Origin of the sequence: Algoriphagus terrigena DSM 22685, from assembly GCF_000429445.1 — a bacterium.
Taxonomy (GTDB): domain Bacteria; phylum Bacteroidota; class Bacteroidia; order Cytophagales; family Cyclobacteriaceae; genus Algoriphagus; species Algoriphagus terrigena.
On record NZ_AUBW01000015.1, the window covers coordinates 45,003 to 71,599 of the forward strand.

Consider the following 26,597-nt stretch of genomic DNA (forward strand, 5'->3'; position numbering starts at 1 on the left):
ACTTCCATGCGGCAAATACGATTAATTTCACGGGCGAAAGTTGAGAGCAGTATTTGCATCTGCAACAGCTTTCTGAATTCAGCATCCAACTATGAAAATCATCTGCATCGGCCGGAATTACGCGGCTCATATCGAGGAACTCAAGAACGAAAAACCCGGCAAACCGGTCGTATTTCTAAAGCCGGACACGGCACTTCTCAAAAGCGGCTCTCCCTTCTTTTATCCGGATTTCTCAGAAAACATCCATCACGAACTTGAGCTCGTCTTGAAGATCTCCAAGGAAGGAAAGTACATCCAGCCGCAGTTTGCTCATCGTTATTTCGAAGAGATCGGCCTCGGCATCGATTTCACGGCCCGCGATCTCCAGGATCAATGCAAAGCCAAAGGGTTACCTTGGGAAATTGCCAAGGCGTTTAACGGCTCGGCTCCGATCGGCGACTTCAAGCCTGTGTCTGATTTTGCGGATCTGAAGAATATCGACTTCCATCTCGAACTCAACGGCGAGCTAAAGCAAAAAGGAAACACCAGTCTGATGCTCTTTGACTTTGCCACGATCATCTCCTACGTTTCCCAGTTTTTCACGCTGAAAAAAGGAGACCTGATCTACACCGGGACTCCGGCTGGGGTCGGCCCGGTGAAGATTGGAGATCGTCTCGTTGGATATATTGGTACCGAAAAAATGCTGGATTTTGAAGTTAGGTAGGCTTTTTCCTCTGGTTCTAGTCCTGGGTTTCAGTACGTCAATCGGAAGTTTTTCACAGGAAATCCAAAAAGGGTATTTCCGGTCTCCAGTGAAGCCTGGAGGAAGAAACTTCCTTTCCGGCAACTTCTCCGAGCTTCGCCCCAATCACTTTCATACCGGCTTGGACTACAAAACCGGCGGAGTCGAGGGCGAACCGATCTATGCAGCAGCTGATGGCTGGGTGCATCGGATCAAGATTTCGTCCTTTGGCTATGGAAATGTGATCTACCTCAAGCATCCCAGCGGAAACATCACGCTCTACGGACACCTCAGGAATTTCAATCCCAAGCTCCAGGCCTGGATGCGCCAAAAGCTCTACGAAGCTCAGGTAAACGAACTGGAAGTCACTCCCAATCCCGGAGAACTCTCGGTGAAAAAAGGCGAATTGATCGCAAATGGAGGCAATACAGGTGGCTCAGGCGGCCCGCATCTCCACTTCGAAATACGCGACAGCCTGGATCGGGCAATGGATCCGCTGCTCGCTGGATTCACTGAGGTCTTGGACAACATCCCTCCCACTCCGCAAAAAATCGCCATCGTCCCGCTGGAAATCGACAGTCGCGTCAACGGAAAATTCCAGCGTTTGGAGATCACCCCAGTCCTCAGTGGAGCAAGTTATCGAATTCCCGAGACGATTCGGGTCACGGGAAAAGTCGGTCTGGAGATCCAAAGCTATGACAAGCTCGACGGAGCCGACAACCAAAACGGATATCCGAAATTTGAGGTTTCTGACGAAAGTGGGCCGTTGTACACGCTCTTGATTGACAAAGTGGACTTCAACTTCACCCGACACTTCCTGCTGCACACTTACCGAAACCGCTTTACCAAACTCTATCTCCAGCCAAATCTGAAATTTGATTATTTCACTCCAAATACTCCGGGGACGGGCGCGTTTGAAGTCGAAGCGGGAGCAAAGAAAAACCTCCAAATCAAACTTTCCGACGCGTACAACAATTCACGATCGGTAAACTTGGCCTTGACAGGCGAGGATCTGGACTCGACCGTCTCCAACGGGGCTGCCCCCGCAAAGGCACAAACTGAATATCTCTCCCATCACATGAGAATCCGCGTGGCGCAAACTGAGAAGGGTGGCTTGGCGAAGTTTTTCATCGGAAATATGGTGTACGAGGTCCTTCCCGCATACCAAGACGCCCAAAGCAGAACCTACCTCTGGGACCTGAGATTTGGTGTCCCAGTCAAAATTGACCTTTGTTCAGAGATTTTGGAACCGGAGCTTTTTGGTCATTTTCCAGTAGGAAAAGAGCATCTGCACGCCACCGACAGATTGACTGTGAGAACTGCTGAAAACAGCCTTTTGGAAGATCTCTACCTGCGGGTGGGTCATTCAGGACCAGATTCTGCTCCGGTTCTCCGGCTTCAGGAGACGACGGAGTATCTCTGGAATCCCATCGAAGTCACCTGGAATGTCAGCGGATACACCGGCGATAAAGGTAAAACTCACGTTTATCTCCGCGCTCCAAATGGTGCCAGATCTTTCGCCGGAGGCGAGTGGGAAGGCGGACAAATCCGGTTCAAAACCAGAAATTTTGGTAGTTTTGTCCTCGCTGTGGACAACGTGAAACCAACCATCAACCTGATCCGCGCCAACAGCCAAGGGATGAGATTCACCATCAAGGACAATCTCTCCGGCATCAAAAGCTTTGAAGCCTTTGTGAATGGCAAGTGGGTCTTGATGCGCTACGAGCACAAACAAGCCGTGATTTGGTCCGAAACGCTAAACGGGGAAGTCCTTCGTGGATCCGCCGTCCTACGGGTCACGGACATGGCAGGAAATGTGGCCGAATGGAAAGGCACGATTTCCTAAGATATTTTAAACTAAAGAAAAATATGGCATTAGAAGTAGGCCAAATGGCTCCCGATTTTGAAGCTACCAACGAGAAAGACGAACTGATCAAGCTTTCATCCTATCGGGGAAAAAAGGTGGTTTTGTACTTTTATCCCAAAGACAACACACCGACCTGCACTACGCAGTCATGCAACCTCCGAGATAATCACGAGGCCTTGCTCAAAGCCGGCTATGTAGTCTTGGGTATCAGCTCCGACTCCGAAAAATCGCACCGGAATTTCATCAAAAAACAGGCGCTGCCTTTTTCACTCATCTCCGATCCGGAGCAAAAAGTACAAAAGGCTTATGGGGTATGGGGTGAAAAAACCACCTTCGGAAAGACCTACATCGGCACGATCCGCACCACCTTTGTCATAGATGAATCTGGCAAAATCACGGAAATCATCGACAAGGTGGACTCTAAAAATCATTCTGCTCAAATCCTAAAATAAACCGACCTAATGGAAAAACAATCAATCGAACAACTCCAAAAAGTCGCGACCCAGCTCAGAAGAGACGTGTTGCGCATGGTGCATGCGGTGCAATCGGGTCACCCCGGCGCACCCCTCGGCTGTGCTGAGTTCTTTGTTGCACTTTACTTTGATCAGCTTCACCACAACCCTGACTTCAAGATGGATGGCAAAGGTGAAGACCTTTTCTTCCTTTCCAACGGTCACCTTTCTGCAGGCTGGTATTCTGTGCTTGCGCGCAGCGGATATTTCCCTGTGGAAGAGCTGGTCACATTCAGAAAATTGAACTCAAGACTTCAGGGTCACCCCGCCACCCACGAGCATCTTCCGGGTATTCGGGTCGCATCCGGCTCTTTGGGCCAAGGGCTTTCTGTGGCCATCGGCGTCGCGGAGGCCAAAAAGATCGACAAAGACGAGCATCTGGTGTATGTCATGATGGGTGACGGCGAACTGCAAGAAGGCCAGGTCTGGGAAGCAGCGATGTATGCAGCACACCATAAAATGGACAACATCATTGCAACGATCGACTACAATGGTCAGCAGATCGACGGCCCTGTCTCCAAGATTCTGGATCTCAAGAACCTCCGTGCAAAATGGGAAGCTTTTGGCTGGGAAGTCAATGAAATCAAAGAAGGAAACGACATGAAATCCGTCTTGGAAGGCTTGGAAACAGCCAAATCCCTGGCGGGAAAAGGCAAGCCCGTGATGAATCTCCTTTATACTCAAATGGGCTATGGAGTCGATTTCATGGTGGGAACCCACAAATGGCACGGTTCCCCTCCCAACGACGAGCAGCTGGCCAATGCTTTGGGACAGCTTGAAGAAACCCTCGGCGACTATTAATTCCTCCTTCCAAAAGACTTTATCATGAGCTTAGACTTAAAATTTACCTATACAGAAAAGAAAGACACCCGCTCCGGTTTCGGTGACGGTTTCCTGGAAGCAGGGAGAAAAAATCCAAACGTCGTCGGACTCTGCGCTGACTTGATCGGCTCGCTGAAGATGGGTGACTTCCAAAAGGAATTCCCCGAGCGTTTCTTTCAAACGGGCATTGCGGAAGCCAATATGATTGGCCTCTCGGCTGGTTTGGCACTGGGCGGCAAGATTCCTTTCGCCGGCACTTTTGCCAACTTTGCCACAGGCAGAGTGTATGATCAAATCCGCCAATCCGTAGCCTACTCCAACAAAAACGTCAAAATCTGTGCTTCACACGCAGGCTTGACCCTGGGAGAAGACGGTGCTACTCACCAGATCCTCGAAGACCTCGGCATGATGAAGATGCTTCCGCACATGACCGTAATCAACCCTTGTGACTACAATCAGACCAAAGCAGCGACTTTGGCGATTGCGGAGTACGAAGGCCCTGTGTACCTGAGATTTGGCCGCCCAAGCTGGCCGATCTTTACTCCAAAAGATCAGAAGTTTGAGATTGGAAAAGCATGGAAAATGATCGACGGAGCTGACGTTTCGATCTTTGCGACCGGTCATTTGGTCTGGGAAGCCGTGGTCGCTGAGGCGATGCTCCGCGCGGAAGGCATCTCTGCCGAAGTGATCAACATCCACACGATCAAGCCACTCGACGAAGAAGCGATCTTGGAGTCAGTGAAAAAGACCGGCTGTGCAGTATCTGCCGAAGAACATCAGATCAACGGTGGCTTGGGCGACAGCATCGCTCAGGTTCTCAGCCGACACAATCCCGCTCCTTTGGAGTACGTGGGTGTCAACGACAGCTTTGGCGAGTCCGGTACTCCGACTCAACTGCTTGAAAAATACGGCCTGAACGCCGAAAATATCGTGAAGGCCGCGAAAGCGGCTTTGGCGAGAAAGTAAACGCTACTGACTTTTATGGAAAAACCACAGCCTCGAAAGGCTGTGGTTTTTTGTTTGAGGTGGCCGGACTCGTCCCAATTCTCCGCGCTTTATTAGGACAAATCATCTTTGTCTCAAGTCCACAGTGAAGAGTCAGAAATTAGAACCCTTTTTCGCTAGCCCTTTTCCCTAATTCCTCAGTAGTCAAGGTAGATAGAACCGATTTAGACTTGACCCATGAAAACCAATCTTCAAGCGATTTTCGCGACCCGCCACTTACTCACGGCGCTGGCTTTGACCTTTAGTATCTCATCGCTCCAGGCTCAGACTTATGCCGAAAAACTCGGCTGGCCAAAGGACAAAAAAGTCGTCATCTTCCACGTCGACGATGCCGGAATGTCCCTGGAGTCAAACAAAGGCACTTTTCAGTCTCTCGCCGGAGGTGTTGCTACCTCCTGCAGCGTGATGATGCCCTGTCCCTGGGCGGGAACTTTCATGAGGGAAACGAAAGACTCGGCTCCGATTGACGCGGGTTTGCATTTGGTCCTGACCTCGGAGTGGAAAGGCTACCGATGGGAACCGTTGGCGGGCAAAAGTCTGGTTCCCGGACTTCATGACCCTGAGGGTTCATTTTGGCATACAGTAGCTCAAGTAGTAGAAAATGCGACTCCGGAAGAAGTATACATCGAGCTCAAAGCGCAAATCGATCGCGCACTCAGCATGGGTATCCAACCTACACATTTGGACTCTCATATGGGGACAGTGTTCGCCCATCCTGAGTTTCTGAAGAAATACATCCAATTGGGGGCTGAGTACAAGATCCCGGTGATGTTCCCCGGCGGCAATAACGTCCTTTTGGAGGAAAGTCAGCTGGCCCCGATTGTCAAAAAGCTCAAGGCAGACGGAAAATACACCGAGGGAATGGCGCTGCCCAAGCCAGCATTGCTCAAACAAACCACCGAAATCGGTCAACAAATTTGGGCCCTGGGACTGCCGGTCCTAGATGATCTGCACTCCAACAGTGGTGACTGGAAACCAGAAAAAGCGGAATATACCCCAGCAGAACATGCGCAGTATAAGGTCGAGCAGTTTAAGCGTATCCTTGACAAGATGCAGCCCGGCCTGGCGATGATCATTGTACACAGCACCACGCACAACGACAATTTCGACAACATCTCCGGCTCGGGTAGATCCCGTCAGGCTGACCTCGACGCGATGGTGTCCCCAGATCTGAAATCCTTTATCGAGAAAAACGGCATCATCCTCACGACTTGGAGAGAGGTGATGGAGAGACGGCAGAAAATCGATAACTAAAATCAAAAAAAGAACAACCTCCCAATTCTGGCGCCACTAAAAGTCCGGCATACTGCTCAGGAATACCACATCTTATGAATAAATCTGACTACAATTCACGTAGAAATTTTTTGGGAAAAGTAACCCTTAGCAGCCTGTCTCTGACTGCTTTGCTCGGCTTGGATGAAAGTCTTTTTGCAGCTACTCGACTCACAAAAGAAAATACCGCAAACACCAAACTTATGAAAAACGCCGAACAGAAATTCGTACCGGTCATGCTCACCCCGTTTGACTCTGATTTGAAGATCGATTTTGAGGCCTTGTCCAAACTCACGGATTTTTACCTGGCCTGTGGAGCGAAAGGCTTTTTTGCGAATTGCCTGAGCAGCGAAATGTATCACCTCGACAGTGAAGAGCGTCTGGCTTTGGCATCACATGTCGTAAAGCAGGTGAAAGGCAAAATGCCAGTCGTAGCGACTGGATCTTTTGGGGAAACTATCGAAGAACGGGCGGAGTTTACCAAGAAGATGTATGACACGGGAGTCGATGCCGTGATCCTGATCACCAGTCATTTCGCGGCCAAAGACGAGGATGACAACGTACTGATCAGCAATCTTCAAGAGTTTCTGAGCCTAACCGGAGATATTCCGCTAGGCACCTACGAATGTCCCACTCCCTACAAGAGAATCGTTTCCCCTGAGGTCATGCGCTTCATGATCTCCTCCAAGCGCTTCATCTATCACAAAGACACGAGTCTTGACCTGGATAAGATCAAAGCAAAACTGGAAATAGCGAAGGGCAGTCCTCTGGAATTCTATGATGCACATACGCCCAATACCATGGAGTCGTTGCAACTGGGGGCTCAGGGCATGTCCTGCATCGCCGGAAATCTATATCCCGAGCTCTTCTCCTGGATGTGTGCCAATGCCACCAATCCTGCAAAACAAGCCGACGTCAACTGGCTACAGTCGGAACTTACCCGAGCGGATGCCATCATCTCTCAGGGCTATCCGACCAGCGCCAAATACTTCCTGCAAAAACGAGGCGTACCCATTGCGCCAATCTGCAGATCAAGGAATACACCGCTTACCGAAGCACAAACACAGGCGCTCGACGAGATCTACGAGCTACTGCCGCAGTGGCATGCGCGCTTGGATATAAAGCTTGGTTACTAAAAATTGACTCTATTTTTCTCCCGTAGGGCGCAATCATCTCTAGCCGCAAGGCAGAACCAACAAAACACCTCCGGGTATCTGATCTGGTGTAGGCTTACTATACCAAAGACTGGCATTTGCTTCTGATTCCGGCAATACATTAACGCAAGATTTTATACCTTGCGCCCTCGGTCGACAGACGAGTTACTGAAAAACCGGTCGAAATCATCTCGGTACAAGTGTTTTTTCCAAGACTTCTTCTGGCAGTCTGATCCGAAAATCAGGTGGCATGCCAGGCGGAAGTCCTAACCGGATGTATTACCGCAACTTCTGTCGACGCAACGCGATTTCCCCAATCGAACAGAAAAAAAGTACAAATCTCCAAGAAACATGGATCAAATAGAAAATTGGATTGAGCATCTTTTAATCAACTCAGGCGTATCCGAAGAGGTCGCGACTTATCTCCGCCTGGCAATCCTGCTGGTATGCCTTTGTCTGGTAGCAGGAATTACATTTTGGCTTACCAAAAAGATCATCGTAAACTACATTTATCGAATGATTCGGAAATCTCCCATAACATGGGACGATGTGCTGGCAGATCATCAGGTATTCAACAACTTCGCCCATATCGTTCCAGCCTTTTTCGTCCGGGCGCTTACTCCGAGCATTTTTCAGGATTTTGAGAGTCTCTCCCCTTTCGTTGTCAAACTGACCGACGTATATATCCTTATCGTCGGAACGAGCATTGTGATTTCATTTTTGAGGGTGATAGAGTATGGGCTTTCAAAGTCCCAAGCATTCAAGGACAAACCACTCACCAGCTACGCCCAACTGGTACGCCTGATCCTCTACATTGCAAGCGGGATTCTGATTCTTTCGGTTCTGCTCGGCAAATCACCGATCTACTTCCTGAGCGCTTTTGGTGCGATGACAGCCATCTTGCTGTTGATTTTTAAAGATACGATCCTAGGTCTGGTGGCGAGCGTACAGATATCGTCCAATGATATGGTTCGAATCGGTGACTGGGTCGAGATGCCCAAGTTCAATGCCGACGGTGACGTGATTGCAATGAATCTAAACACGGTGAAAGTTCAAAACTGGGACAAGACCATTACCACTATTCCGACTTACTACTTCATCACCGACAGCTTCAAAAACTGGAGGGGAATGCAGGAAAGCGGGGGAAGGCGAATCAAGAGAGCCGTGTATGTCAACTCCCAAACGATCAACTTTGTGGATCCGGAAACCCGCGAGCGTTATAAGAAATATGCGTTAATAACCGACTATGTCTCGGAAAGGCAAGAGCAGATCGAAGCCTATAATACGATCAATAACATCGATACCTCCGAACTGATAAACGGGCGCAGAATGACGAATTTGGGTGTCTTCAGAAAATACCTCGAGCTGTATCTGCATTCTCATCCCAAAATCCGAAAAGATCTTACAATTCTGGTCAGACAGTTAACGATCGAAGACAGGGGCATCCCCATCGAGATCTACTGCTTTACCCAAACTACCGCATGGTTGGAATATGAGGATATTCAGGCGGACATCTTTGACCATGTATTGGCCGGAGCCTCCTACTTCGGATTGGAAATATTCCAGCAGCCCAGCGGCGCCGACATTGTCAGGGCGTCCAAAAACATTCACCAGATACCTGTAAATTAAATCTTTGGGCATTCGTTTGTATCCATTTGAGGCTTTGAAAAAAGCGCTGGTTTCCAGTAATCCTTTTCGCTCCAAAATCCCAATTGCATCGTACAGACGCTGCAGACTGCCATCTGTTGTAGCGAGCTGATTTAAAGCGGTTTATATTCGTTATTTACCCTACTGAGCTAACTTACTGTCGAAAAGACCGTTATAGAACATTCGACCTTATGGTTTTAGCCATGGGCTTGAATTAGCGAAGTGCTATTCCTGAAGTCTTTTTTCCCATATTCTATCTGTGCCCAATTGTTGCTACTATGAAATTTCCGCCACTTTCAGCCTTCATTTTCCTCCTTGCGGTGACAGCCGCGTGCGCCCAGCCTGAACCGGCCGAGCCACCAGTCCCCGGTGATCTTCAACTTTCAGAAGCTTTTCCTCAACTATCCTTTAACCGACCGGTGGATCTTCAGCATGCGGGCGACAACACCAATCGGCTATTCGTGGTGGAGCAGAAAGGTGTTATTTCCGTTTTCAAAAATGAGACGCAGGCGGGAGAAAAGTCCACCTTTCTGGACATCGAAAGTCTAGTCGACGACGACAGCAATGAACAGGGTTTACTCGGTTTGGCTTTTCATCCTCAGTATGAAATCAACGGCTACCTCTACGTCAACTACACCGCCTCCAACCCCAACCGCACGGTCATCTCGAGGTTTAAAGTATCGACGAATGATCCCAACAAAGCGGACAAAGCCAGCGAATTGGTCCTCTTGGAATTTGACCAACCCTACTCCAATCATAACGGTGGCCAGCTTTCATTTGGCCCGGATGGCTTTCTCTACATCGCTGTGGGAGACGGTGGCAGCGGCGGCGATCCCAAGGGTCATGGCCAAAACAGACAGACTTTATTGGGCAGTATGCTCAGAATAGATGTTGACAAAAACGAGGGGGCAAAAAACTACGGAATTCCGGCTGACAATCCCTTTGCAAACAACACCCAAGGGTACCGTCCGGAAATCTACGCCTATGGACTGCGAAATCCCTGGCGGTTTAGCTTTGACTCCGAGACCGGACAATTATGGACGGCAGACGTCGGGCAAAACAGTTACGAAGAGATCGACATCATCGTCAAAGGTGGAAACTATGGCTGGAACACCATGGAAGGCGCGCATTGCTTCAAATCCGGATGTGATGAAACCGGCTTGGAATTACCCGTCTGGGAGTATGGCAGATCCGAGGGAGTCTCCATCACCGGCGGATACGTCTATCGGGGAACTGCATTGCCCCAGCTCGAAGGCCAGTACATCTACGCGGATTTTGCCACGGGACGGATTTGGAGTTTGGACGTCGCCAATCCCCAAAGCCCAATCAACAAGGAGTTGCTAAAAGCCGGATTCAACATTTCCTCCTTCGGCATCGACCAAAATCAGGAACTGTACATCTGCGGCTTTGATGGGAAAATCTACAAGCTGGAAGTAAAGTAGCTTCCGCATAGCTCTGGCTTATCAGGGAAGTGGCCCAGCGAAGGATAAAACCCACCTTCCCCCGAGGACTTGAGTTCGGATGTTCATACTTTTTGTATAAACATTGAGACTTTTTGCTCCGACTTTTATACTTTTTATATCAACGTTGAGTCTTTTTGCTCGGACGTTCCTACTTTTTATATGAACGTTGAGTGTTTTTGCTCGGACGTTCATACTTTTTATATGAACGTTGAGACTTTTAACTGTAATAGTACTACGCAGAGCAGGAAAAATTCAATTTTTGAGGGGATCGAACAGTCTCGTGGTTCCGATTCCTCGGAAGCAAGATTTTGCAAAGCTTCCGAAGAAGCTGCTCAGTGTGAAGAATTCAGCGAAAATCCATCACTCAAAACCCACTCAATCTTCGGCCAACTCCTCCTCCAGCGCCTGCACATCCACACTCACCTTCATCTCCTGTTCACTTCCGCTGTACACGATTCCCTTCAGTGGAGTCACGTCGGCAAAATCGCGACCGACGGCCACCCGGATATGCTTGTCGCTGACCAGCAGATTGTTGGTCGCATCAAACTCAACCCAATCGTGACCGGGAATATAGACTGCAATCCAGGCATGGGAAGCGTCGGATCCCACCAGTTTGGGTTTGCCTGGAGGAGGCAAGGTCTCGATGTAGCCGCTGACATACCTGCCCGCCAATCCCAGCACTCTGAGGCAGGCCAGTGAAAAGTGGGCAAAGTCCTGGCAGACGCCCTTCTTGTGTTCAAATACTTTTGCCAAAGGTGTGCTGATATCGGTAAATCCCGGCGTAAATGCAAAATCGGTAAAGATCCGAGTATTCAGGTGCGACATCGCTTCCATGATCGGCCGACCGGGAGTGAAGGACTTTAATGCATATTCTCTAATCCCTTCAATCAGCTGCACGTGGCTCGAGCCCAGATAATACTGCCGGATATCGCTGGACGCCTCGATTGAATGAAGCCAAGCGTGCACTTTTTCCCAAGGCATCGTTTTCTCAGGCCGGATCGAAATCCAGGGTGGAGGAAGGAGTTCGAGGATACTTTTTGAGGCGACGGTGAGCTTCTTATGAGATCTCTCCACTGAAAAGTAGAGGTACTTATTTCCAAAGAAATCACTCCTGGCTATCTCAGAACTTGGCTTGGGTGAGATGTCACAGGAATATTCCTCCACGGTCTGAAAGGCATTGCTTTGAGGAATCTGAAACATCAGATTGTGACAAAGTGTCGCCGGAAACTCGTAGATGTAGTCCGTGATATGGATAACCTGATATTTCATCTGTTTATAATTTGACTTTCAATGGCCAGACCTGCCTACCGGCAGGCAGGTGGAATCTCGCAAAGCACCCCGATGCGTATCGGGCATCCCAGTGTGTGACCTTCTTCGTCATGCCCCTCTGCCTCAGACAGGCTCGATTTCATATCTCGGGAATTACTGACGTTTGGATCATTTTGTAGCTGCTGCCGGTGTGGCTAAAATATTTCTCATAGACGACGTCTGACGTGTCGTGCAAGAGTTCAATAATGTCATCAAGAAAAGCCTTCAAGGCATCGAATCCGTTGCTTTCAGGATCTGCGACAGCTAGTTTATCTACATCGCAAAGCCTGATCTTGGTGATGGCTTCGAGCAATTTTTTGCGTTCAATACTGAAAAGTTCTGTATCCTCGCGATTAGGAAGTGTCCTTAAATGCAGGTCAATCTCCAACAGTTGGAAGATCAGCGACCTTGGATTGTCCTCATGGAGCATCAGCAGAGAAAGTACTCCCTGCAGTTCCAGGTTGGAGCGGTAGCGATAGCGGTACGTTACCAGACTTTCATTGCACCGCAGCGTGTCTTCCATCAGTTCTTTGTTGGATTCGGTGTCAAAGGACACGCAAAGCATCCCTCTCAGTATCGTGCAGTTATTGACCGCAGATTCGATGAAACGCCCGATATTCAGCAAGTGCCAGGTCGGTTCCCGGGTCATGTTGTCCAGATTCAATCCATAAAATGCCATCAGCTTCACGACCATATTATCCAGACTTTGATAAGCCTGCTGAAGCGTCTTTACGGATTGCCTCATCTTGGTGAGCTCCTCGGATATGCTATCCAGGATTCTCCACGTATCCAAACTCAGGCGATCTCTGACTGCGTAGGCATTGGATAAAAAAGATTGGATGGAATAGGCCAAACTGCCTGATTTCTCTATGTCACGCACCAGATCCAAGAGCTCAGGTTCGGGGTTCTTCAAGATAGATTTGTCCGTAAAGCCCGGGAAAGCACTCGTCATGCTGGTGAGCGTCTGAAGCAGCGTGTTGAGGACGGGATTTTCCTGAATATGAATATCCTCGTCGGCTTCGTTGTACGAAAGCAACGTCATCCGCATCAGGCGAACGGTGTAAGCAGATCGCTCCAGGTATCTTCCCAGCCAAAAGAGCCGCTCTCCTGTCCTACTCGGCAGCACATTGCGCACCAGCGGCTGGATACGAATGGGTTTCGAAACCGTAGTTGCCGCATCCTTGGCCTTGCCCAGCACCCAGGTATCCTTACTCATCCCCCCAGTCTGGTTGGACACCAGGAAAGCTCCCTGCTCCGGCGAGCTTCGGGAAAGTCCCCCTGGCATCACTTTGTAACTTTTGTTTTCAGAGTCTGCGACCACGTAGCTTCTGAAAACCGCATTCCTGGCTTCCAGCTTGTTATTCATCCAAGTTGGTGTAGTAGAAAACTCCACCATCTCTTGGCCTGCATACAGGTACGGACTGCGACGGATCTTTTGCTTGAGCGCTTGAAGCTCTGCTTTCGAAAGGTCACCTCCGAAGATCGATTTATGATTTGGCCCCCGATAGATATTTCGGATGACCAGTGTTTCTATTTTCTCAAAAACATACTCCATCTCCTTGGGCTGACCACACCACCAGGTCGCCACCGATGGCAGAAACAGATCTTCTCCCAGCAGATGCTTGCTCAGTTTCGGAAGGAAAGCCATCAGACCCGGATTCTCCAACACGCGACATCCCAGTGGATTGATCACCAACACTTTTCTCTGCCGAACCGCCTCCATCAAACCAACCACACCCAGATGGGAGTCATTTCTAAACTCCAAAGGATCGCAAAACACATCGTCGACCCGACGGATGATGACGTCAACTTTTTCCAAACCCTTGATCGTCTTCAGCCACACGTAGCCGTCACTGACGGTGAGATCCTCCCCAAATGCCAGTGTAAAGCCCATAAAAGACGAGATGTACGCATGCTCAAAGAACGTCTCATTCGTCGGGCCTGGTGAAAGCAAGACCACCCTAGGATTTTCCTTGTTGTTCGTGGTCAGGTTGCTGAGCGTATTTTTGAACGTCTGGTAGTAGGACGTGATCTTCCTGACGTGATTCTCTCTGATCAGTTCCGGAAAAACACGAGTCATCGCAGCCCTGTTTTCAAACGTGTATCCAGATCCTGAAGGCGCATCTGTCCGATCGTGGAGCACCCACATCTTGCCATCAGGGCCTCTGGCCAAATCCGAAGAATACTGGATCAGCTGCTGATCTCCGTCTATCTTTACATTGTGGGCTTGTCTGAGAAATCCCCGGTGATTGTAGATCAGCTCAAAAGGGATGAGCCCTTCTTTGATCAGAGTCTGAGGACCGTATAAGTCGCTCAAAACCAGATTCAGCAAATTAGTCCGCTGAACCAACCCTTCTTCAACAGTGTCCCACTCTTCACTGCTGAAAACCATCGGCACCGGATCCAACATCCAAGGGCGGTTCATCCCATTGGGATCGCCGTAGACGTTGTAGGTGACCCCGTTTTCCCGCAGCTGTCTCCCTACTTCCTCGTGAAATTGAGCCATGCGCTCGGGTCCGACCTGATCGTAATATTTAGCCAATCGTTCCCATTGGGGATGGATTTTGCCTTGGTCAGTCGCCATTTCATCCAGAAATGGCGCGTTGTTAAACATCTTGTCGATAAGATAAGACTCTATCATACCTCAATATTCAGCACATTGCTGGTGAAATAATATGCATTCATCGTTTTTTATACCGACGGAGATCCATCGTAAAGGGGAATTCTGGGTTTATAATTTCAGCCGTCGCTTCGTAGTTAGTTTGTGCGCTGGTTTTGACGATATATCGTCCCGACTGCTGCTCGTCTTGGACTGTTTGCATCGCTGGATTTGGAGTACTGGCGGGCGTGATGGTGTGTCCAAAGTCAAAAAACCGCGAGATTCGGCGGGCTTCTGCCTCGTTGCTGTTGATGGGAAAATTGTCATAACTTCTACCACCCGGGTGGACTACGTGGTATTGGCAGGCTGCCACCGATTTTTTCGTCCAAGTGTCATACAAATCTATCACCAAAGGCGTATCAATGCCAATCGTCGGATGCAAGGCCGAAAAAGGCTGCCAGGCCCGATATCGGATCCCAGCTACAAACTCGCCCTGAACGCCGGTGTTCTTCAGCGGGATTCGATACCCGTTGCAAAGCAAATGATAGCGGGAATCTGTCAAACCGGAGATTTTCACCTGGAGTCTTTCCAAAGAAGAGTCCACATAGCGAGCGGTACCGGAGCTAGACATCTCCTCACCCAATACATGCCATGGCTCGATGGCCATCTTCATATCAATATGAATATCATCTACTTGTAACTCGCCGATAAAAGGAAAGCGGAAACTGAAATAAGGATCAAACCAAGCTAAATCAAAGTCATAGCCGGCGCTTCTTAAGTCATTGACTACCTCCAGCATGTCCTTTTCGCAGTAGTGAGGGAGCAAAAACTTATCGTGCAGCGAAGTGCCCCAACGGACGAGTTTATGGGTGTAAGGCTTTTTCCAAAACCAGCTCATCAACGCCCGGATCAGCAGCAACTGAACCATGCTCATACGGTAGTGAGGCGGCATGTCAAAGCCCCGAAACTCCAAAATACCCAAGCGTCCGCTGCTGGAATCCGGAGAGAACAGCTTGTCAATGCAGAACTCCGCCCGGTGAGTGTTTCCGGTAATGTCGACCAGTAGATTTCTAAAAATCCGATCTACCATCCAGAACGGTATCTCGTTCTCTATTCCGTCTGGAACCTGCTGAAAGGCCAATTCCAGCTCATAGAGCATGTCGTCTCTCCCCTCATCCACGCGTGGAGCCTGGCTGGTCGGTCCGATGAATTGGGTGGAAAACAAATAAGACAGAGCCGGATGATGCTGCCAATAGGTGATAAAACTCCTCAATACATCGGGTCTTCTGAGCAAAGGGCTGTTTTCGGGCGACGAGCCACCCAGCGTAATGTGATTGCCTCCACCGGTCCCGGTGTGTTTCCCATCGACATTGAATTTTTCGCTGGTCAGCCTGGATTCCCGGGCTTTCTCGTACAGGACAGCATAATTATGTGTTACCTCCTTCCAGGTTTTCGCAGGCTGCACGTTCACCTCGATCACGCCTGGATCTGGCGTAATCATCATTTTCTCGATCCGCTTGTCAGACGGAGGATCGTATCCCTCTATCAAAATCGGAACTTTGAGGCGTTGCGCTGCGCTTTCGATCGCGCTTACTAGATCGAGGTAGTGCTCGATGTATGTCACTGGCGGCATAAAGACGAAAAGTTTCCCCTCCCGGATTTCGACCACCAAAGTGGTCTTAAAAATCCGCTTGGAATTGATCGGCTTCTTTTTTACCAGTTTAGCCTTTTTCCCAGACGGAAGCGCAGCGACCTCGGCAAACAAATCATTCTCCGGCTTTGGCGGTTCGTCTTTCGGGGATTCGATCGAATCCAGGGGCAGCCGCAAGCCAGCCGGAGAATTTCCGGGCACCAGATAGAGGTCCTTGGCGCGGAATTTCCAGCGGCAGCTTTGCCACCTATTCTGATCATACTCCCACTCCAGTGGCAGCGCATAGCCGACGGGTTTGCCCAGGCCTTTCTTAAGCAGCTCAGCGAGTTTTTGCCGCTCCAGCGAAGACTTGAGGTTGTATTTTGACGGATCGATGTTGACGGGAATCTTGCTTTCCTGCCAAATGAAGTAAAAAGGGTCTTCGTACAGCGGCGTGACATTGAGCGGATCGACGTTGAGCTCTTTGACGATACGATCCATGAAGCTCTTCGACTTTCGGTGAGTCAACTTGTAGTCCTTCGACAAATCGGCCATCAGCGCGTCGTTGTTCCACATCGGAACTCCGTCCTTTCTCCAGAAGCAGGCCAGTTTCCAGCGCGGCAAGGGCTCGCCGGGATACCATTTACCCTGACCGTATTGCATTAAAGCGCCTTTGCCAAATTCTCCTTTGAGCTTGTGAAAAAGTGTGTTGGAGAGGCTTCTTTTATGCTCACCGTCGGCGTCAGTATTCCATTCAGGTGCATCCTGCCGGTCAATCGAGACAAAAGTCGGCTCTCCCCCCATTGTCAGTCGCACATCATTTGCCAGTAGATCCTCATCCACCCGGTCGCCGACGGCCAGGATCTTTTCCCATTGCTCTTCCGAATAAGGCTTGGTCACCCTCGGAGTTTCTTCGATCCGGGTAACTTCATTTTTGAAGAAAAACTCCGTCTCGGTAGGTTCCGACATCCCGGAGATCGGCGCTGCGTCCTGAGGACTTGGCGTGCAAGCCAGCGGAATGTGACCTTCTCCTGCAAACAAACCCGAAGTCGAATCCAAACCGATCCAGCCTGCGCCAGGTACATACACTTCTGTCCATGCGTGCAGATCGGTGAAGTCCTCCTCCGGTCCAGAGGGGCCGTCGAGGGATTTTTCGTCAGATTTCAACTGCACCAAATAGCCCGAAGCAAATCGCGATGCCAATCCGACATGGCGCAAAACCTGTACGAAAAGCCACGCAAAGTCACGGCAAGAGCCAGAACCGATCATCAGGGTCTCCTCGCAGGATTGCACGCCCGGCTCCATCCGCACATTGTATCGCAGCTCCTGATTGATCATGGTATTGATTGCCACCAAGTAATCTACTGTGATGATATCTTTGGAGATCAGTGCCTTTGCTTTTTGGACCAGTTTCATCAGCAGCGGATCTGCCTCTTTGATCTCCAGATATGGACCAAGCTGCTGCTTGACGCTGTCGTCGTAGACAAAGGGGAACTTATCGGCATACTCTTCTACAAAGAAATCAAAGGGATTGATCACCACCATATCGGCTATCACCTCCACGTCGATCTCAAAAAACTTCACCTTTTCAGGGAAGACGATACGCGCCAGATAGTTGCCGAAGGGGTCCTGTTGCCAGTTGATGAAGTGATTTTCGGGCTTGATATTCAGCGAGTAGCCTTTGATGTGTGTCCGGGAATGTGGTGCAGGCCTCAGTCGGATGACTTGGGGACTCAGACTGATGTGACGATCGTACTCGTATTTGGTGTAGTGCCTTACGGCGACTTTGATGGACATAGGTTTAGCGGCGTATCATAGCGAGAAAAGAGCAAGTCTGTATTCCGGAAAGTTCGTATTGCGATCCAACTTGGGTTATTTGGGCGATTCTAGCGGAAGTAATTTAATCCAAAATAGAAAGCCCGCATCATTTAGGCTTGAAATAATTTGGGCGACAAAAAGCAGGCTTTGGCACTGGACGACCTCGCCGGGGAATTCGTATATTCAGGCCATAAAATCTCGCCACACGATGCCCAACTATGAACCCACACTCGTCGAGACTCTCGAAACTCTCCGAAAAGAAGGCTATACTGAAGACTTCAACATCCGCTTCGACAGCCTGATCTGCGCCAACGCCTGCCTGCTTCCCTCCCAGTTTGAGGTGGATAAGGTCTTTCGGTTTGAGGGCAACACCAATCCGTCTGACGAAGCAATTCTCTACGCAATCTCTTCCATCTCGGGGGATCTAAAAGGCGTCTTGGTCAACTCCTACGGTGTATATGCCGACGAAATGACTGAGGAATTGATCGATAAGTTGAAGTAGCTTCCTCTATTTCCGGGAATGAAAATCAAACTTGATTCTGCCTCTGACTTATTCTTGAACCCCATTCATCCTGACGATCAAGAAGACCTATATCGCCTGATGGATGAAATCTATCGGGCGAGCTATAGCAACTTTTGGTATGATCTGGGCGATTGGTATATCAATTTGATCTACAATCCAGGCAACGTTCAAAAAGAACTCCTCAGGAACTTCAGTCATTACTTTTTTGTAGAAGTGTCCGGTGAGAAAATCGGCATCTTGAAGTACGATTTCCCCTTTTCTCCGCGTGAGGTCGAGATCCCCGAAGCAATGAAGCTCCACAGGCTTTATCTGCATCCCCATTTTCACGGAAAGGGAATCGCCAAAGTCTTGGTGGAGCATTGTGAGAAAGTCGCCCTTGAGAACAACCTAAAGACGATCTGGCTGGAAGTAATGACCTCACAGCCACAGGCAAAGAGATTCTACCAAAAGATGGGCTTTGAGCATCTACTGAGCTATCAGCTGGATTTTGAGATGCTGCTGCCCGAGTATCGCGGCATTGAGATTTGGAAGAAAGACCTGGACTAGCGCTTTTCTCTGAGAGTGGGCAAATCAACGCTACGAACTCACTTCCTGATAGAAAGACTGCATCAAGTTGTTGATCTTTTCCCAAATTTTAAACAAAAGGGAACCTTCGCACAGACAAAAGAAAACAAGTTCTCCTCAGTATTGGCTCCATCTTAGCAGGAGAGTCTTAAATTGGTCTAAACGATTTTTCTATGAACCTCTCCAATTTCTTTTTGGCGCTGTTTGCTCTTTCCTTCTGTCTTGCTGGATGCAAGCAAAAGTCAGAGATCGTCAGCGATACACAAGTCGCAGGTTTTTTCGCTCAATCAACACAAGACCAACAGCCCGAAGATGACGAAATAGTGGGCGTGTATTTCATGCCCTCTTGGAATACTTCCCCGGATCCATCAGTCGACCGCGACAGTTTCTGGTCGTGTATGCAGGATCCTGCCAACTGCTCCAATCTTCTAAATCCGGCGATTTGGGGACCGAAGGGACGCATCTACAATGCAAAATATCCCTACCAGGGACCTTATCTGGATCGCAAGCCTATCGCAGAGTTAAAGGGATTTTATAGCCGAACCGACGCAGAAGTGGCCAAAAAGCAGCTCCAGTACATGAAAAAGTACGGGATTGACTTCTTTGCATACGACTGGTTTTTCGGACGACACTATTATCACCACTTAAACTTCGCGCCCCAAGCTGGCATCTACTACCCAAAAGGCTGGGAAAATAACCCAAACCAGTCAGGGAGAGTGGCAGTGCCCGGCCTGATCGAGTGGGGAGATCAGTTGGAGATTCTACTTGCAGAGAATGCCAAACTGCCCAAAGATGAGCAGATGAAATTTGCCATCAACTGGTGCGATGACAGCGACGAACGCTGGAGACTTTGGCTCAAGATCGGATCGTCTGAGGAACTTGCCCGTCAGGCAAATTACGAAGGTGAGAAGCCCTCCAAGGACCTATACCTTAAAGTGCATGAAAAAATCACCCAGTTGTGGATCGATAAGTACTTCAGTCGGGAAGACTACCTCAGAGCAGAGGACGGACGCCCCGTCATCTACTTTTATTTTCCGCAGGATACAGAGTCCAGAGCTACATACTATGGTCTGAGCCTTCAAGAACTGATCGAGCTCTCTCAGCGAACGGCCCAGAAAGCCGGTCTGCCGGGAATCAAATTCATCGCCGTCATGGCTGGGCCTATGCTGGAGCGCGAGCGGATGTATGGACTTCCCACGGATTGGAAGCCTCAAAACCCTCAAAAACCCTGGGAAGGCGGCACGTACCTCAAGCGCCAGCTGCTTCAGGAATATGTACCAAGGCTGAAGGGAATGGGCTTCCATGGAATGACTACCTACGTGTACCATAACTTTATGGAAAAAGACAACCGCTCCTATGCCGACATGCGGGAGACGTACCGAAGGCATTGGAAGATGTGGGAAGAAATGTTCAAGAACGACGACCAGTTCGAATATCAGGTTCCAGTCGCCATGGGTTGGGACATGCGGCCTGCAGGCGGCACTTGGCCTCAACAATCGGGATTTCCGTCGGAACCTTATAAAGATCTCGTCCACAGCGACAAGTCCTCCTTCACTGCCAAGCTGAAAGAAGCACAGCAAGTGTCCAGAAAATACCGGCCTTCCAACGGAAACACCGTCATGATCTGCTGCTGGAATGAATACCTGGAAGGCAACTACATCGAACCCACCGAAGGTCACGGATTTAGTTATTTGGAAGCGATTCAGGACGTTTTCGGAAACTGATCTTTCGGAACACAGCCCCTCAATCACTGATCACTGCGACTGAATACTGCCTACTGATCGCTGCTTTTATCCAAGATCTGACTGATCAGCGGATGATAGTAATTCCAATAGAAGCTCTGCCGGTCTGTGTAATCCGAAGCCACATAAATCGCCCTCCACAGCACCGGTAATCCAAAGAAGCGGGCCGATCCAAAATGTGTCCGCATGTCAGAAAAGTCTCCTGAAAAATAGTATTGGCGGCCATTTCCATTGCTTCTTACGACCGCTGCGGGAAAAAACCTCGGCAATCCCATGGCTCTCAGCCGCAAGACTCCCTCTTCCGTAGGATTGATGTCATAGTAGGAAATGACATCATAGTCACGCGCGATCATCATCACATCAAACCAATCCGGATATGGCACCACTTCGGGAAGCTTATACCCATGCTTGTTCAGCTTTTGGGTGCGGATCAGCGGGACTTTGTTTTCGTAGTCTCTCTGATGGGCAAATGCCTCGATCTCCCCACTTTCCTTGATAAAAATCAGCCCAGGGCCTTGGAGGTCCCAACGCTCATGTTGGCGCTGGTACTGACGAATCATCCATGTCGGGATGTCTGTATTGACGAGAGTGTCCAATTCATCAAAATACCGCCCGATCCATCCAGTCCACTTCAGCCCCATCAAGTTCTCAAATTCATTTCGGATCAAAGTGGGCGTAGGCGATGCAATGGAGTTAAATTCAGCTACTACCGTCTTCCCACCCTCACTCGCCAGCTTGATCAGTTGCAGGTCTGCCGTATCCAGTCCGCCATAGATTTTTTTGCTGAAGTCATCCGGAGCCGTCTTGTCAAAATCATTTTCATACACCCCATACGTGTCTGCCAAATAGACCAGATCAAGATCCGCAGCAAGTGCCTTGAGTTGTTCTTCTGACTTCCCTTCCAGATCAACCCGTTTTCCCAAATCAGCTTTCCCGCTGGGGAAAAAACCGAAGTAATCCTGCGATGCCTGATAGAAATCTCCCGATCTATTCTTGTATTTCAGATGTTTCAAAGTCCAAAAAAGCCCGGCATGCTCCTGAAAACTGTCATCCCGGACGGTCTTGTCAATCACCAAAATATCAAGCTGCTGGGACGGTATCAGCAGCCAGATTATAAAACTGGCCAGCGGTAGTCCGATGACCAAAAGAAATAAGGGCCAAAGCCGAAATACATAGATCTTTAGTTCCTCTTTCATGAATTGGACCAGCTTAGAATCGGTATTCGAATCCAACCGAAAGGTTGATGTTGTTCCTGATATTATCGGCGCTCAGCTCATCCCGGCTGTATCCGGTATATCCGGAGATCATCACTTTGGGCGAAATCAACTGCTGATATCCGACCCGTGCCCGATAGGAATTGAGCAACTGCGACTGGTCCCGCGTTTCCTCATCCGGAGACACTCCGGAACTCAACTGTAAGCTAAAGAAGTCTTCGGCTGTCTTGAAATAATATCGGGCGGTAAACTGACCGGAAGTACTCGTGCCTGCGTCATTCGGAATCACGTTGACGCGCGTGTTAAGCCACCAGTTTCCGAGATACTTCCCGACCGATCCGGTGATGATATGGGTCGCTTCCGAAAAACCCAAGTATCGGTAGCCGCCTTCGACTTCCCAGGCTTTATTGAGATTGTGATAGTAGGATGCTCCCACTCTTACTTTTGGAAAAAAACCAGCCCCAGAGCCCCCAACATTCAGGTATGCATAGCCATTTTTGCCAATAGATGGGTAGGCATCCAGCTCCACCAAAGTCCCGAAATCGTCGTATCGCACGGACTGGGTCACCCTCGCAATCAGCGCTCCGGTGAGTTTGGTTCTAGTTCTTCCGTAGACCGACCACGTATGCCAGGGATCAATTTGCCCCTCGAAGGTGTCATAGTCATAGGTGGCACCGACTGCATTGACCGCCTTCAACCGCTCCAGATTTCGGATATAGCTGAGCATTCCTTCCTGGTTGTACCCTTTGTCAAAAAGCGGCTCTACCAAAGCGTAGGCTTCGTCGTATTGCTCCCGAAAGTAGAGCAGTCGGGATTCGCGATAGATGATCTCATCCGGAGTTGGCGTCGCCAAATTGGATTTGGCGCGGCCCAGAATCTTATCCGCTTTGGTCATATTATCCGACCAGAAAAGATTGTCCAGGTAGGCCACGTACCCGTCTGTATACTCAGGAGACGCCGTGATCGCGCGCTCCAGGTAGATGCTGGCGGAGTCGTTTTTACCTTCCCACGCATAGCTCCGCCCCACCAAAATCAAGATATCCGCATAGTTGGGATACCTTTCCAAAGCGCGGAAAGCGATCTTCCGCCCTTCCACATAGTGATCATCCATGATCAGCGTCCGGGCTTGAACCAACAGCTCGTCCGGGTCAAAGGAATCTTGAGCCCTGCCTGCTGTGTGAAGTAAGATCACTGCTATTCCGGTTAAAAATATCTTTTTGATCATGTCCTCGACTGTTCTGCTAAATTTTTCTTGTCTTCGGCCTTTTTGAAGCCGGTTCGAATCATCGATCCCCATCCTCCTTTTCCTTTGATAAAGTCAATGTGGCCCATAAGCCCCCAATAGATGATCTTGGGATGCACTACAAAAGGTTCCGTGATAATCATCCAAATCAATTTTCTGAGGTCCTTTTTGTCCTTGTAATGGTTGAAGGCGATTTGCTCATACAGCACGCTGAAAGAGGAAACCAACAGAGAAAGCAGGTACATCATCACAAGCAAGGCGAAGAAATACACCGCGCTAAAGTCCCCGATCATCAGCAAAATGAGCGTATAGAGAATCCCCGACGCCTCCAAGATCGGGGCATATTTCTCAAAGATCGACCAAAATGGATACGAAAGCATCCCCAAAACACCATACTTGGGGTTGAAACGCACCGTCTGATGCAGCTGCAAGGTCTCAATAGTTCCTCTCATCCATCGATTACGCTGCCGAGCAAGAACATCCTCGTTTTCAGGAACTTCTGTCCAGCACAACGGATCGGGAACAAACGCCACTTTGTGCGGAATCTTCTGCTCGTCCAGATATCGTCTCATTCGGACGACCAGCTCCATGTCTTCGCCTACGGTCTTTGGAAAATATCCTCCAACAGTCCTGACAAGATCCTTTCTGAAAAAACCAAAAGCACCTGAGATCAACATCAGACCGTTAATTCTCGACCAGGCCATCCGGCCCATCAGAAATGCCCGGAAGTACTCGATCACTTGAAACTTGCCCAACATCGTCTCCGGTACCCGGTAAGTAGTTACGGTACCGTCCTGCACATCACAATTGTTTGCAATACCGATGACTCCACCAACAGCAATCACCCGCTGGTTGGTCTCCTCCATAAACGGCCTAACCATGCGGGAAATCGACTCACTGGACAGGATACAGTCTACATCGATACAAGCCAAAATCTCCAGATTCGCGATATTGATCCCGGTATTGAGCGCATCGGCTTTTCCGCCATTTTCCTTGTCGATCACCGTCAGGCGGCGATAAGACATATTTTTGGATCTATAAATTCCTCTGACGGGCTTGGTTTCAATCTCCGGATGGTAGACATAGTTGGTCTTTTGCAGCTCAAAGGAATGGATGAGCTTCTCCAAGGTATCGTCCTTGGATCCATCGTTGATCAGGATAACCTCAAATTTGCCATAGTGCAGCGAGAGTAAGCTCTGCGCGTTTTGCACAATACTTTGCCCTTCATTGTAGGCAGGTGCCAAGATGGAAACCCCCGGGGCAATCGGCGATGTAATGATATCCCCATAGTCCGCAAACCGGTTTTTCCGCAGGTAATCCCGCATTTCCAGTGCGCTCAGCACCATCAGCACCAGGTAGATGACTATCACCGAGAAGCTGAGAACCAAGAAGATCAGCCCAAAAATCTCCAGAATCAGGTAAAACAAAAAGCTATACATGCTGCAACATCGGGTCTAAAATGTGGCTTCGGATATCCGATATTTCGGAACTGGGATGGTCTGTCGTCTCAGTATCAAATCGCTCCTTGTCCAGCCCGTAGAGGCTCTTCAGTAAGCTAAGTTTTCTAGGAAATGAGGACTCTGAATGGATCAAACCAACCAAGATCTCCGCGGACTCAGCATCTCCAATCACCATAGCCACCTTAGTGGCCGCCAGCACCAACGCCTGATTCGATGATTTCATGCATTCATTGACAAATCCTGCCTCCATGTGCGCTCCGAACGAAGCATAGGTTTCGAGTATTTCCATCTTCTCCTCGTCGGAGACGCTGCCGGCGAAGGCCGCCAGGTTTTCGATCAAGTCGACCCTCCCCAATATTCTCACCAGCTTAATTCCAAAAATACGGATACTCGGATTCTCTGAATCAAAAAGAACCTCCAGCTTGATATTCTTTTGCGAGCTCACAAATCGGATGATTCTCAGGTAGTTCATCTGCTGCCAAAGAGAGATCGGATAAGTCTGATCTCTGAGGAATTTCAAATCTACCTTTTCGGACAAGTTGAGGATCGTCGAGACTGCCATCGAGCGAATGTAAAAATTCTTCGAGTTGGTGAATTTCTTCACCTCTGGCATGGCTTCGACTAAATCCATCTCGTTGATCTGAGCCAAGCCCATGGTGACCCTGTCCCACTTTTTGTGATGCAGCGAACGTATGGACATTTTATCAAGCTCCAGCTTCTTGTACAGCGCTTTGAGCTTTTCCTTAAACTCCCCCTTCATCTTCTTATTCAATCCGATGATCGACTCGATCAGCACATGTTTGAACAATTTCTTGGAAAGCATCTGTTGGGGAAAAAAGAGATAAATCTCCTCCTGGTCCATTTGCTCGATTTCATGGAGTTCCTTCTCAAAAAGCAGCGAAGTCAACGGATCAATGACAATACTTTCGTATTCTTTTTCCAGATTCTCCCGTTGGTTTTTCCGGGCTTTCATCACGAGCATCGCGGCAATCATAGTAGAGGCCACCAGGAAGAAAAAAGCAATGGTCAGCGTGACTCCGAAAAGGCGGTAATCAGATACAAATTTCAGCTTAAACTTTTGAAGAGGGGAATAAGGTGATTTGGAAGCCAAAGCCACCAAGTCAATCTTCGACTGAGGCTCAACTACTTTGATCTGGTGCCCCCCGTTTTCGATCAAGGTAGACAGATACTCGCGCACGGTCGCCCGAGAAGAAATTTCAGAGAAAACCAGATATTGAAGCTGATAAGCTACGTTTGACTGAGCCAGTGGTGCTTCCAAAGTATCGAGCTTGCCAAAATCTTCAAACTGCCCCGACACCAGACCCAAATCGGTTTTCGAAAACGTGTAAACCGAGTCGCGGAGTAGGGAATCGGGAATATTGTCGCCCATTATCAAAAACTGATACTCGAGCCCGGTGACTTCCTTTTGCAGAATCAAAAAATCCCGAAAGCCGAGCGAGTCCTCAGGAATCAAGGCATCCTGCGCCTGAATCGCTAACGGGAAAAATAAACCAATGACTATCCAGAGGAAAGATTTTGTCATAAAACCTACTTGAGCACGCGCTTGACTCTGATCGCCAATTCATTGGGATTGAAAGGCTTGGGAATAAAGTCTGCGACTCCCAAATTAAACGCCTCCAAGACGACTTGCTCCTCTTCTCCGAGGGAACTGAGGACTATGATAGGGGTATTAGGTCTGGATTTCTTCGCATGGTGGATGATTTCGATCCCGCTGCGGAATGGCATCATGACATCTGTGATAATCAAATCCGGATCAAGAGTGTCAATCGCGTGGATTCCTTCATTGCCGTCACACACCAAGTGGGTCTCGTAACCATCCTTTTTCAACCGGAATTGTACTAAACTGGAAATCAGCTTATCGTCTTCGATAATCAGGATTTTTTTCATATCAGGGGGTGATCCGAACTTAAATATAGCATCAAAGTACAAAATGTAAGCTCTTCCCGCCGTTCATAATACGGCCTTTGGCGGATAGATGTAAATCAAATGCACTTATTCGCATTTTGACGGTG

Annotated in this window: 20 protein-coding genes; 12 read left to right on the forward strand and 8 right to left on the reverse strand. The window is 49.1% G+C overall.

Annotation, left to right across the window (positions count from 1 at the left end; all coding sequences use genetic code 11):
- The first annotated feature begins 91 nt into the window (after positions 1 to 91).
- The 9 genes from G459_RS0114470 (at position 92) to G459_RS0114510 (ending at position 10,442) form a co-directional block, all read left to right on the forward strand.
- On the forward strand, positions 92 to 703 hold the full coding sequence (locus G459_RS0114470) for a fumarylacetoacetate hydrolase family protein (protein ID WP_026968284.1): 612 nt from the start codon (positions 92 to 94) through the stop codon (positions 701 to 703).
- The gene (locus G459_RS0114475; protein ID WP_026968285.1) at positions 690 to 2,567 is read left to right on the forward strand and encodes a M23 family metallopeptidase; all 1,878 of its coding nucleotides are present in this window, start codon (positions 690 to 692) and stop codon (positions 2,565 to 2,567) included. The genes G459_RS0114470 and G459_RS0114475 overlap by 14 nt, the downstream gene beginning before the upstream one ends.
- Positions 2,568 to 2,590: 23 nt before the next feature.
- Positions 2,591 to 3,040 (forward strand): thioredoxin-dependent thiol peroxidase, encoded by a 450-nt coding sequence (gene bcp, locus G459_RS0114480; protein WP_026968286.1) that lies wholly within the window; start codon positions 2,591 to 2,593, stop codon positions 3,038 to 3,040.
- Between the two features lie 9 nt (positions 3,041 to 3,049).
- A complete protein-coding gene (locus tag G459_RS0114485) occupies positions 3,050 to 3,901 on the forward strand; it encodes a transketolase (protein ID WP_026968287.1) in 852 nt (283 codons plus the stop codon).
- Between the two features lie 24 nt (positions 3,902 to 3,925).
- Positions 3,926 to 4,888 carry a transketolase family protein gene (locus G459_RS0114490; protein ID WP_035456045.1) on the forward strand — a complete coding sequence of 321 codons (963 nt, stop codon included), beginning with the start codon at positions 3,926 to 3,928 and terminating at the stop codon, positions 4,886 to 4,888.
- 216 nt (positions 4,889 to 5,104) lie between these two features.
- Positions 5,105 to 6,181, forward strand: a complete 1,077-nt coding sequence (locus tag G459_RS0114495) for a polysaccharide deacetylase family protein (RefSeq protein ID WP_026968289.1) — start codon at positions 5,105 to 5,107, stop codon at positions 6,179 to 6,181.
- A 74-nt stretch (positions 6,182 to 6,255) separates the two neighbouring features.
- Positions 6,256 to 7,335, forward strand: coding sequence for a dihydrodipicolinate synthase family protein (locus G459_RS0114500; protein WP_026968290.1), 1,080 nt, complete (start codon positions 6,256 to 6,258; stop codon positions 7,333 to 7,335).
- A gap of 369 nt (positions 7,336 to 7,704) precedes the next feature.
- Positions 7,705 to 8,982: a mechanosensitive ion channel family protein gene (locus tag G459_RS0114505; protein WP_026968291.1), complete on the forward strand. Its 1,278-nt coding sequence runs from the start codon at positions 7,705 to 7,707 to the stop codon at positions 8,980 to 8,982.
- Between the two features lie 296 nt (positions 8,983 to 9,278).
- Positions 9,279 to 10,442 carry a PQQ-dependent sugar dehydrogenase gene (locus tag G459_RS0114510; protein WP_026968292.1) on the forward strand — a complete coding sequence of 388 codons (1,164 nt, stop codon included), beginning with the start codon at positions 9,279 to 9,281 and terminating at the stop codon, positions 10,440 to 10,442.
- A gap of 396 nt (positions 10,443 to 10,838) precedes the next feature.
- Here G459_RS0114510 and G459_RS0114515 read toward each other — a convergent pair whose 3' ends face one another.
- The 3 genes from G459_RS0114515 to G459_RS0114525 all read right to left on the reverse strand — a co-directional run bounded on the left by G459_RS0114515 (position 10,839) and on the right by G459_RS0114525 (position 17,797).
- The gene (locus G459_RS0114515) at positions 10,839 to 11,732 is read right to left on the reverse strand and encodes a transglutaminase family protein (protein ID WP_026968293.1); all 894 of its coding nucleotides are present in this window, start codon (positions 11,730 to 11,732) and stop codon (positions 10,839 to 10,841) included.
- Positions 11,733 to 11,871: 139 nt separating this feature from the next.
- On the reverse strand, positions 11,872 to 14,412 hold the full coding sequence (locus G459_RS0114520; RefSeq protein ID WP_026968294.1) for a circularly permuted type 2 ATP-grasp protein: 2,541 nt from the start codon (positions 14,410 to 14,412) through the stop codon (positions 11,872 to 11,874).
- Between the two features lie 40 nt (positions 14,413 to 14,452).
- A complete protein-coding gene (locus G459_RS0114525) occupies positions 14,453 to 17,797 on the reverse strand; it encodes a transglutaminase family protein (protein WP_026968295.1) in 3,345 nt (1,114 codons plus the stop codon).
- A 229-nt stretch (positions 17,798 to 18,026) separates the two neighbouring features.
- Between G459_RS0114525 and G459_RS0114530 the strand changes: the two genes are divergently transcribed.
- From G459_RS0114530 to G459_RS27595, 3 genes are all read left to right on the forward strand, one after another.
- A complete protein-coding gene (locus G459_RS0114530) occupies positions 18,027 to 18,320 on the forward strand; it encodes a hypothetical protein (protein WP_026968296.1) in 294 nt (97 codons plus the stop codon).
- Between the two features lie 18 nt (positions 18,321 to 18,338).
- Positions 18,339 to 18,887 carry a GNAT family N-acetyltransferase gene (locus G459_RS0114535; RefSeq protein ID WP_026968297.1) on the forward strand — a complete coding sequence of 183 codons (549 nt, stop codon included), beginning with the start codon at positions 18,339 to 18,341 and terminating at the stop codon, positions 18,885 to 18,887.
- A gap of 191 nt (positions 18,888 to 19,078) precedes the next feature.
- Positions 19,079 to 20,629, forward strand: coding sequence for a glycoside hydrolase family 99-like domain-containing protein (locus G459_RS27595; RefSeq protein WP_051315241.1), 1,551 nt, complete (start codon positions 19,079 to 19,081; stop codon positions 20,627 to 20,629).
- Between the two features lie 50 nt (positions 20,630 to 20,679).
- Here G459_RS27595 and G459_RS0114545 read toward each other — a convergent pair whose 3' ends face one another.
- Genes G459_RS0114545 through G459_RS0114565 form a run of 5 tightly spaced genes read right to left on the reverse strand, consistent with a single transcriptional unit; the run spans position 20,680 to position 26,472 of the window.
- A complete protein-coding gene (locus G459_RS0114545) occupies positions 20,680 to 21,843 on the reverse strand; it encodes a hypothetical protein (RefSeq protein ID WP_035456067.1) in 1,164 nt (387 codons plus the stop codon).
- Positions 21,844 to 21,856: 13 nt separating this feature from the next.
- On the reverse strand, positions 21,857 to 23,086 hold the full coding sequence (locus G459_RS0114550) for a YaiO family outer membrane beta-barrel protein (RefSeq protein ID WP_035456049.1): 1,230 nt from the start codon (positions 23,084 to 23,086) through the stop codon (positions 21,857 to 21,859).
- On the reverse strand, positions 23,083 to 24,543 hold the full coding sequence (locus G459_RS0114555) for a glycosyltransferase family 2 protein (RefSeq protein ID WP_026968300.1): 1,461 nt from the start codon (positions 24,541 to 24,543) through the stop codon (positions 23,083 to 23,085). Before G459_RS0114555 ends, G459_RS0114550 begins: the two co-directional genes overlap by 4 nt.
- Positions 24,536 to 26,107, reverse strand: a complete 1,572-nt coding sequence (locus G459_RS0114560) for a hypothetical protein (RefSeq protein WP_026968301.1) — start codon at positions 26,105 to 26,107, stop codon at positions 24,536 to 24,538. The genes G459_RS0114555 and G459_RS0114560 overlap by 8 nt, the downstream gene beginning before the upstream one ends.
- A gap of 5 nt (positions 26,108 to 26,112) precedes the next feature.
- Complete coding sequence (locus tag G459_RS0114565) at positions 26,113 to 26,472, reverse strand: response regulator transcription factor (protein ID WP_026968302.1); 360 nt, start codon at positions 26,470 to 26,472, stop codon at positions 26,113 to 26,115.
- Positions 26,473 to 26,597 lie beyond the last annotated feature (125 nt).

Coding starts and splice junctions, on each gene's coding strand:
- G459_RS0114565 (WP_026968302.1), bottom strand. CDS start 26,472: ATGAAAAAAATCCTGATTATCGAAGACGATAAGCTGATTTCCAGTTTA.
- G459_RS0114520 (WP_026968294.1), bottom strand. CDS start 14,412: ATGATAGAGTCTTATCTTATCGACAAGATGTTTAACAACGCGCCATTT.
- G459_RS0114530 (WP_026968296.1), top strand. CDS start 18,027: ATGCCCAACTATGAACCCACACTCGTCGAGACTCTCGAAACTCTCCGA.
- G459_RS0114525 (WP_026968295.1), bottom strand. CDS start 17,797: ATGTCCATCAAAGTCGCCGTAAGGCACTACACCAAATACGAGTACGAT.
- G459_RS0114485 (WP_026968287.1), top strand. CDS start 3,050: ATGGAAAAACAATCAATCGAACAACTCCAAAAAGTCGCGACCCAGCTC.
- G459_RS0114550 (WP_035456049.1), bottom strand. CDS start 23,086: ATGATCAAAAAGATATTTTTAACCGGAATAGCAGTGATCTTACTTCAC.
- G459_RS0114490 (WP_035456045.1), top strand. CDS start 3,926: ATGAGCTTAGACTTAAAATTTACCTATACAGAAAAGAAAGACACCCGC.
- G459_RS27595 (WP_051315241.1), top strand. CDS start 19,079: ATGAACCTCTCCAATTTCTTTTTGGCGCTGTTTGCTCTTTCCTTCTGT.
- G459_RS0114545 (WP_035456067.1), bottom strand. CDS start 21,843: ATGAAAGAGGAACTAAAGATCTATGTATTTCGGCTTTGGCCCTTATTT.
- G459_RS0114560 (WP_026968301.1), bottom strand. CDS start 26,107: ATGACAAAATCTTTCCTCTGGATAGTCATTGGTTTATTTTTCCCGTTA.
- G459_RS0114505 (WP_026968291.1), top strand. CDS start 7,705: ATGGATCAAATAGAAAATTGGATTGAGCATCTTTTAATCAACTCAGGC.
- G459_RS0114515 (WP_026968293.1), bottom strand. CDS start 11,732: ATGAAATATCAGGTTATCCATATCACGGACTACATCTACGAGTTTCCG.
- G459_RS0114510 (WP_026968292.1), top strand. CDS start 9,279: ATGAAATTTCCGCCACTTTCAGCCTTCATTTTCCTCCTTGCGGTGACA.
- G459_RS0114555 (WP_026968300.1), bottom strand. CDS start 24,543: ATGTATAGCTTTTTGTTTTACCTGATTCTGGAGATTTTTGGGCTGATC.
- G459_RS0114500 (WP_026968290.1), top strand. CDS start 6,256: ATGAATAAATCTGACTACAATTCACGTAGAAATTTTTTGGGAAAAGTA.
- G459_RS0114470 (WP_026968284.1), top strand. CDS start 92: ATGAAAATCATCTGCATCGGCCGGAATTACGCGGCTCATATCGAGGAA.
- G459_RS0114535 (WP_026968297.1), top strand. CDS start 18,339: ATGAAAATCAAACTTGATTCTGCCTCTGACTTATTCTTGAACCCCATT.
- bcp (WP_026968286.1), top strand. CDS start 2,591: ATGGCATTAGAAGTAGGCCAAATGGCTCCCGATTTTGAAGCTACCAAC.
- G459_RS0114495 (WP_026968289.1), top strand. CDS start 5,105: ATGAAAACCAATCTTCAAGCGATTTTCGCGACCCGCCACTTACTCACG.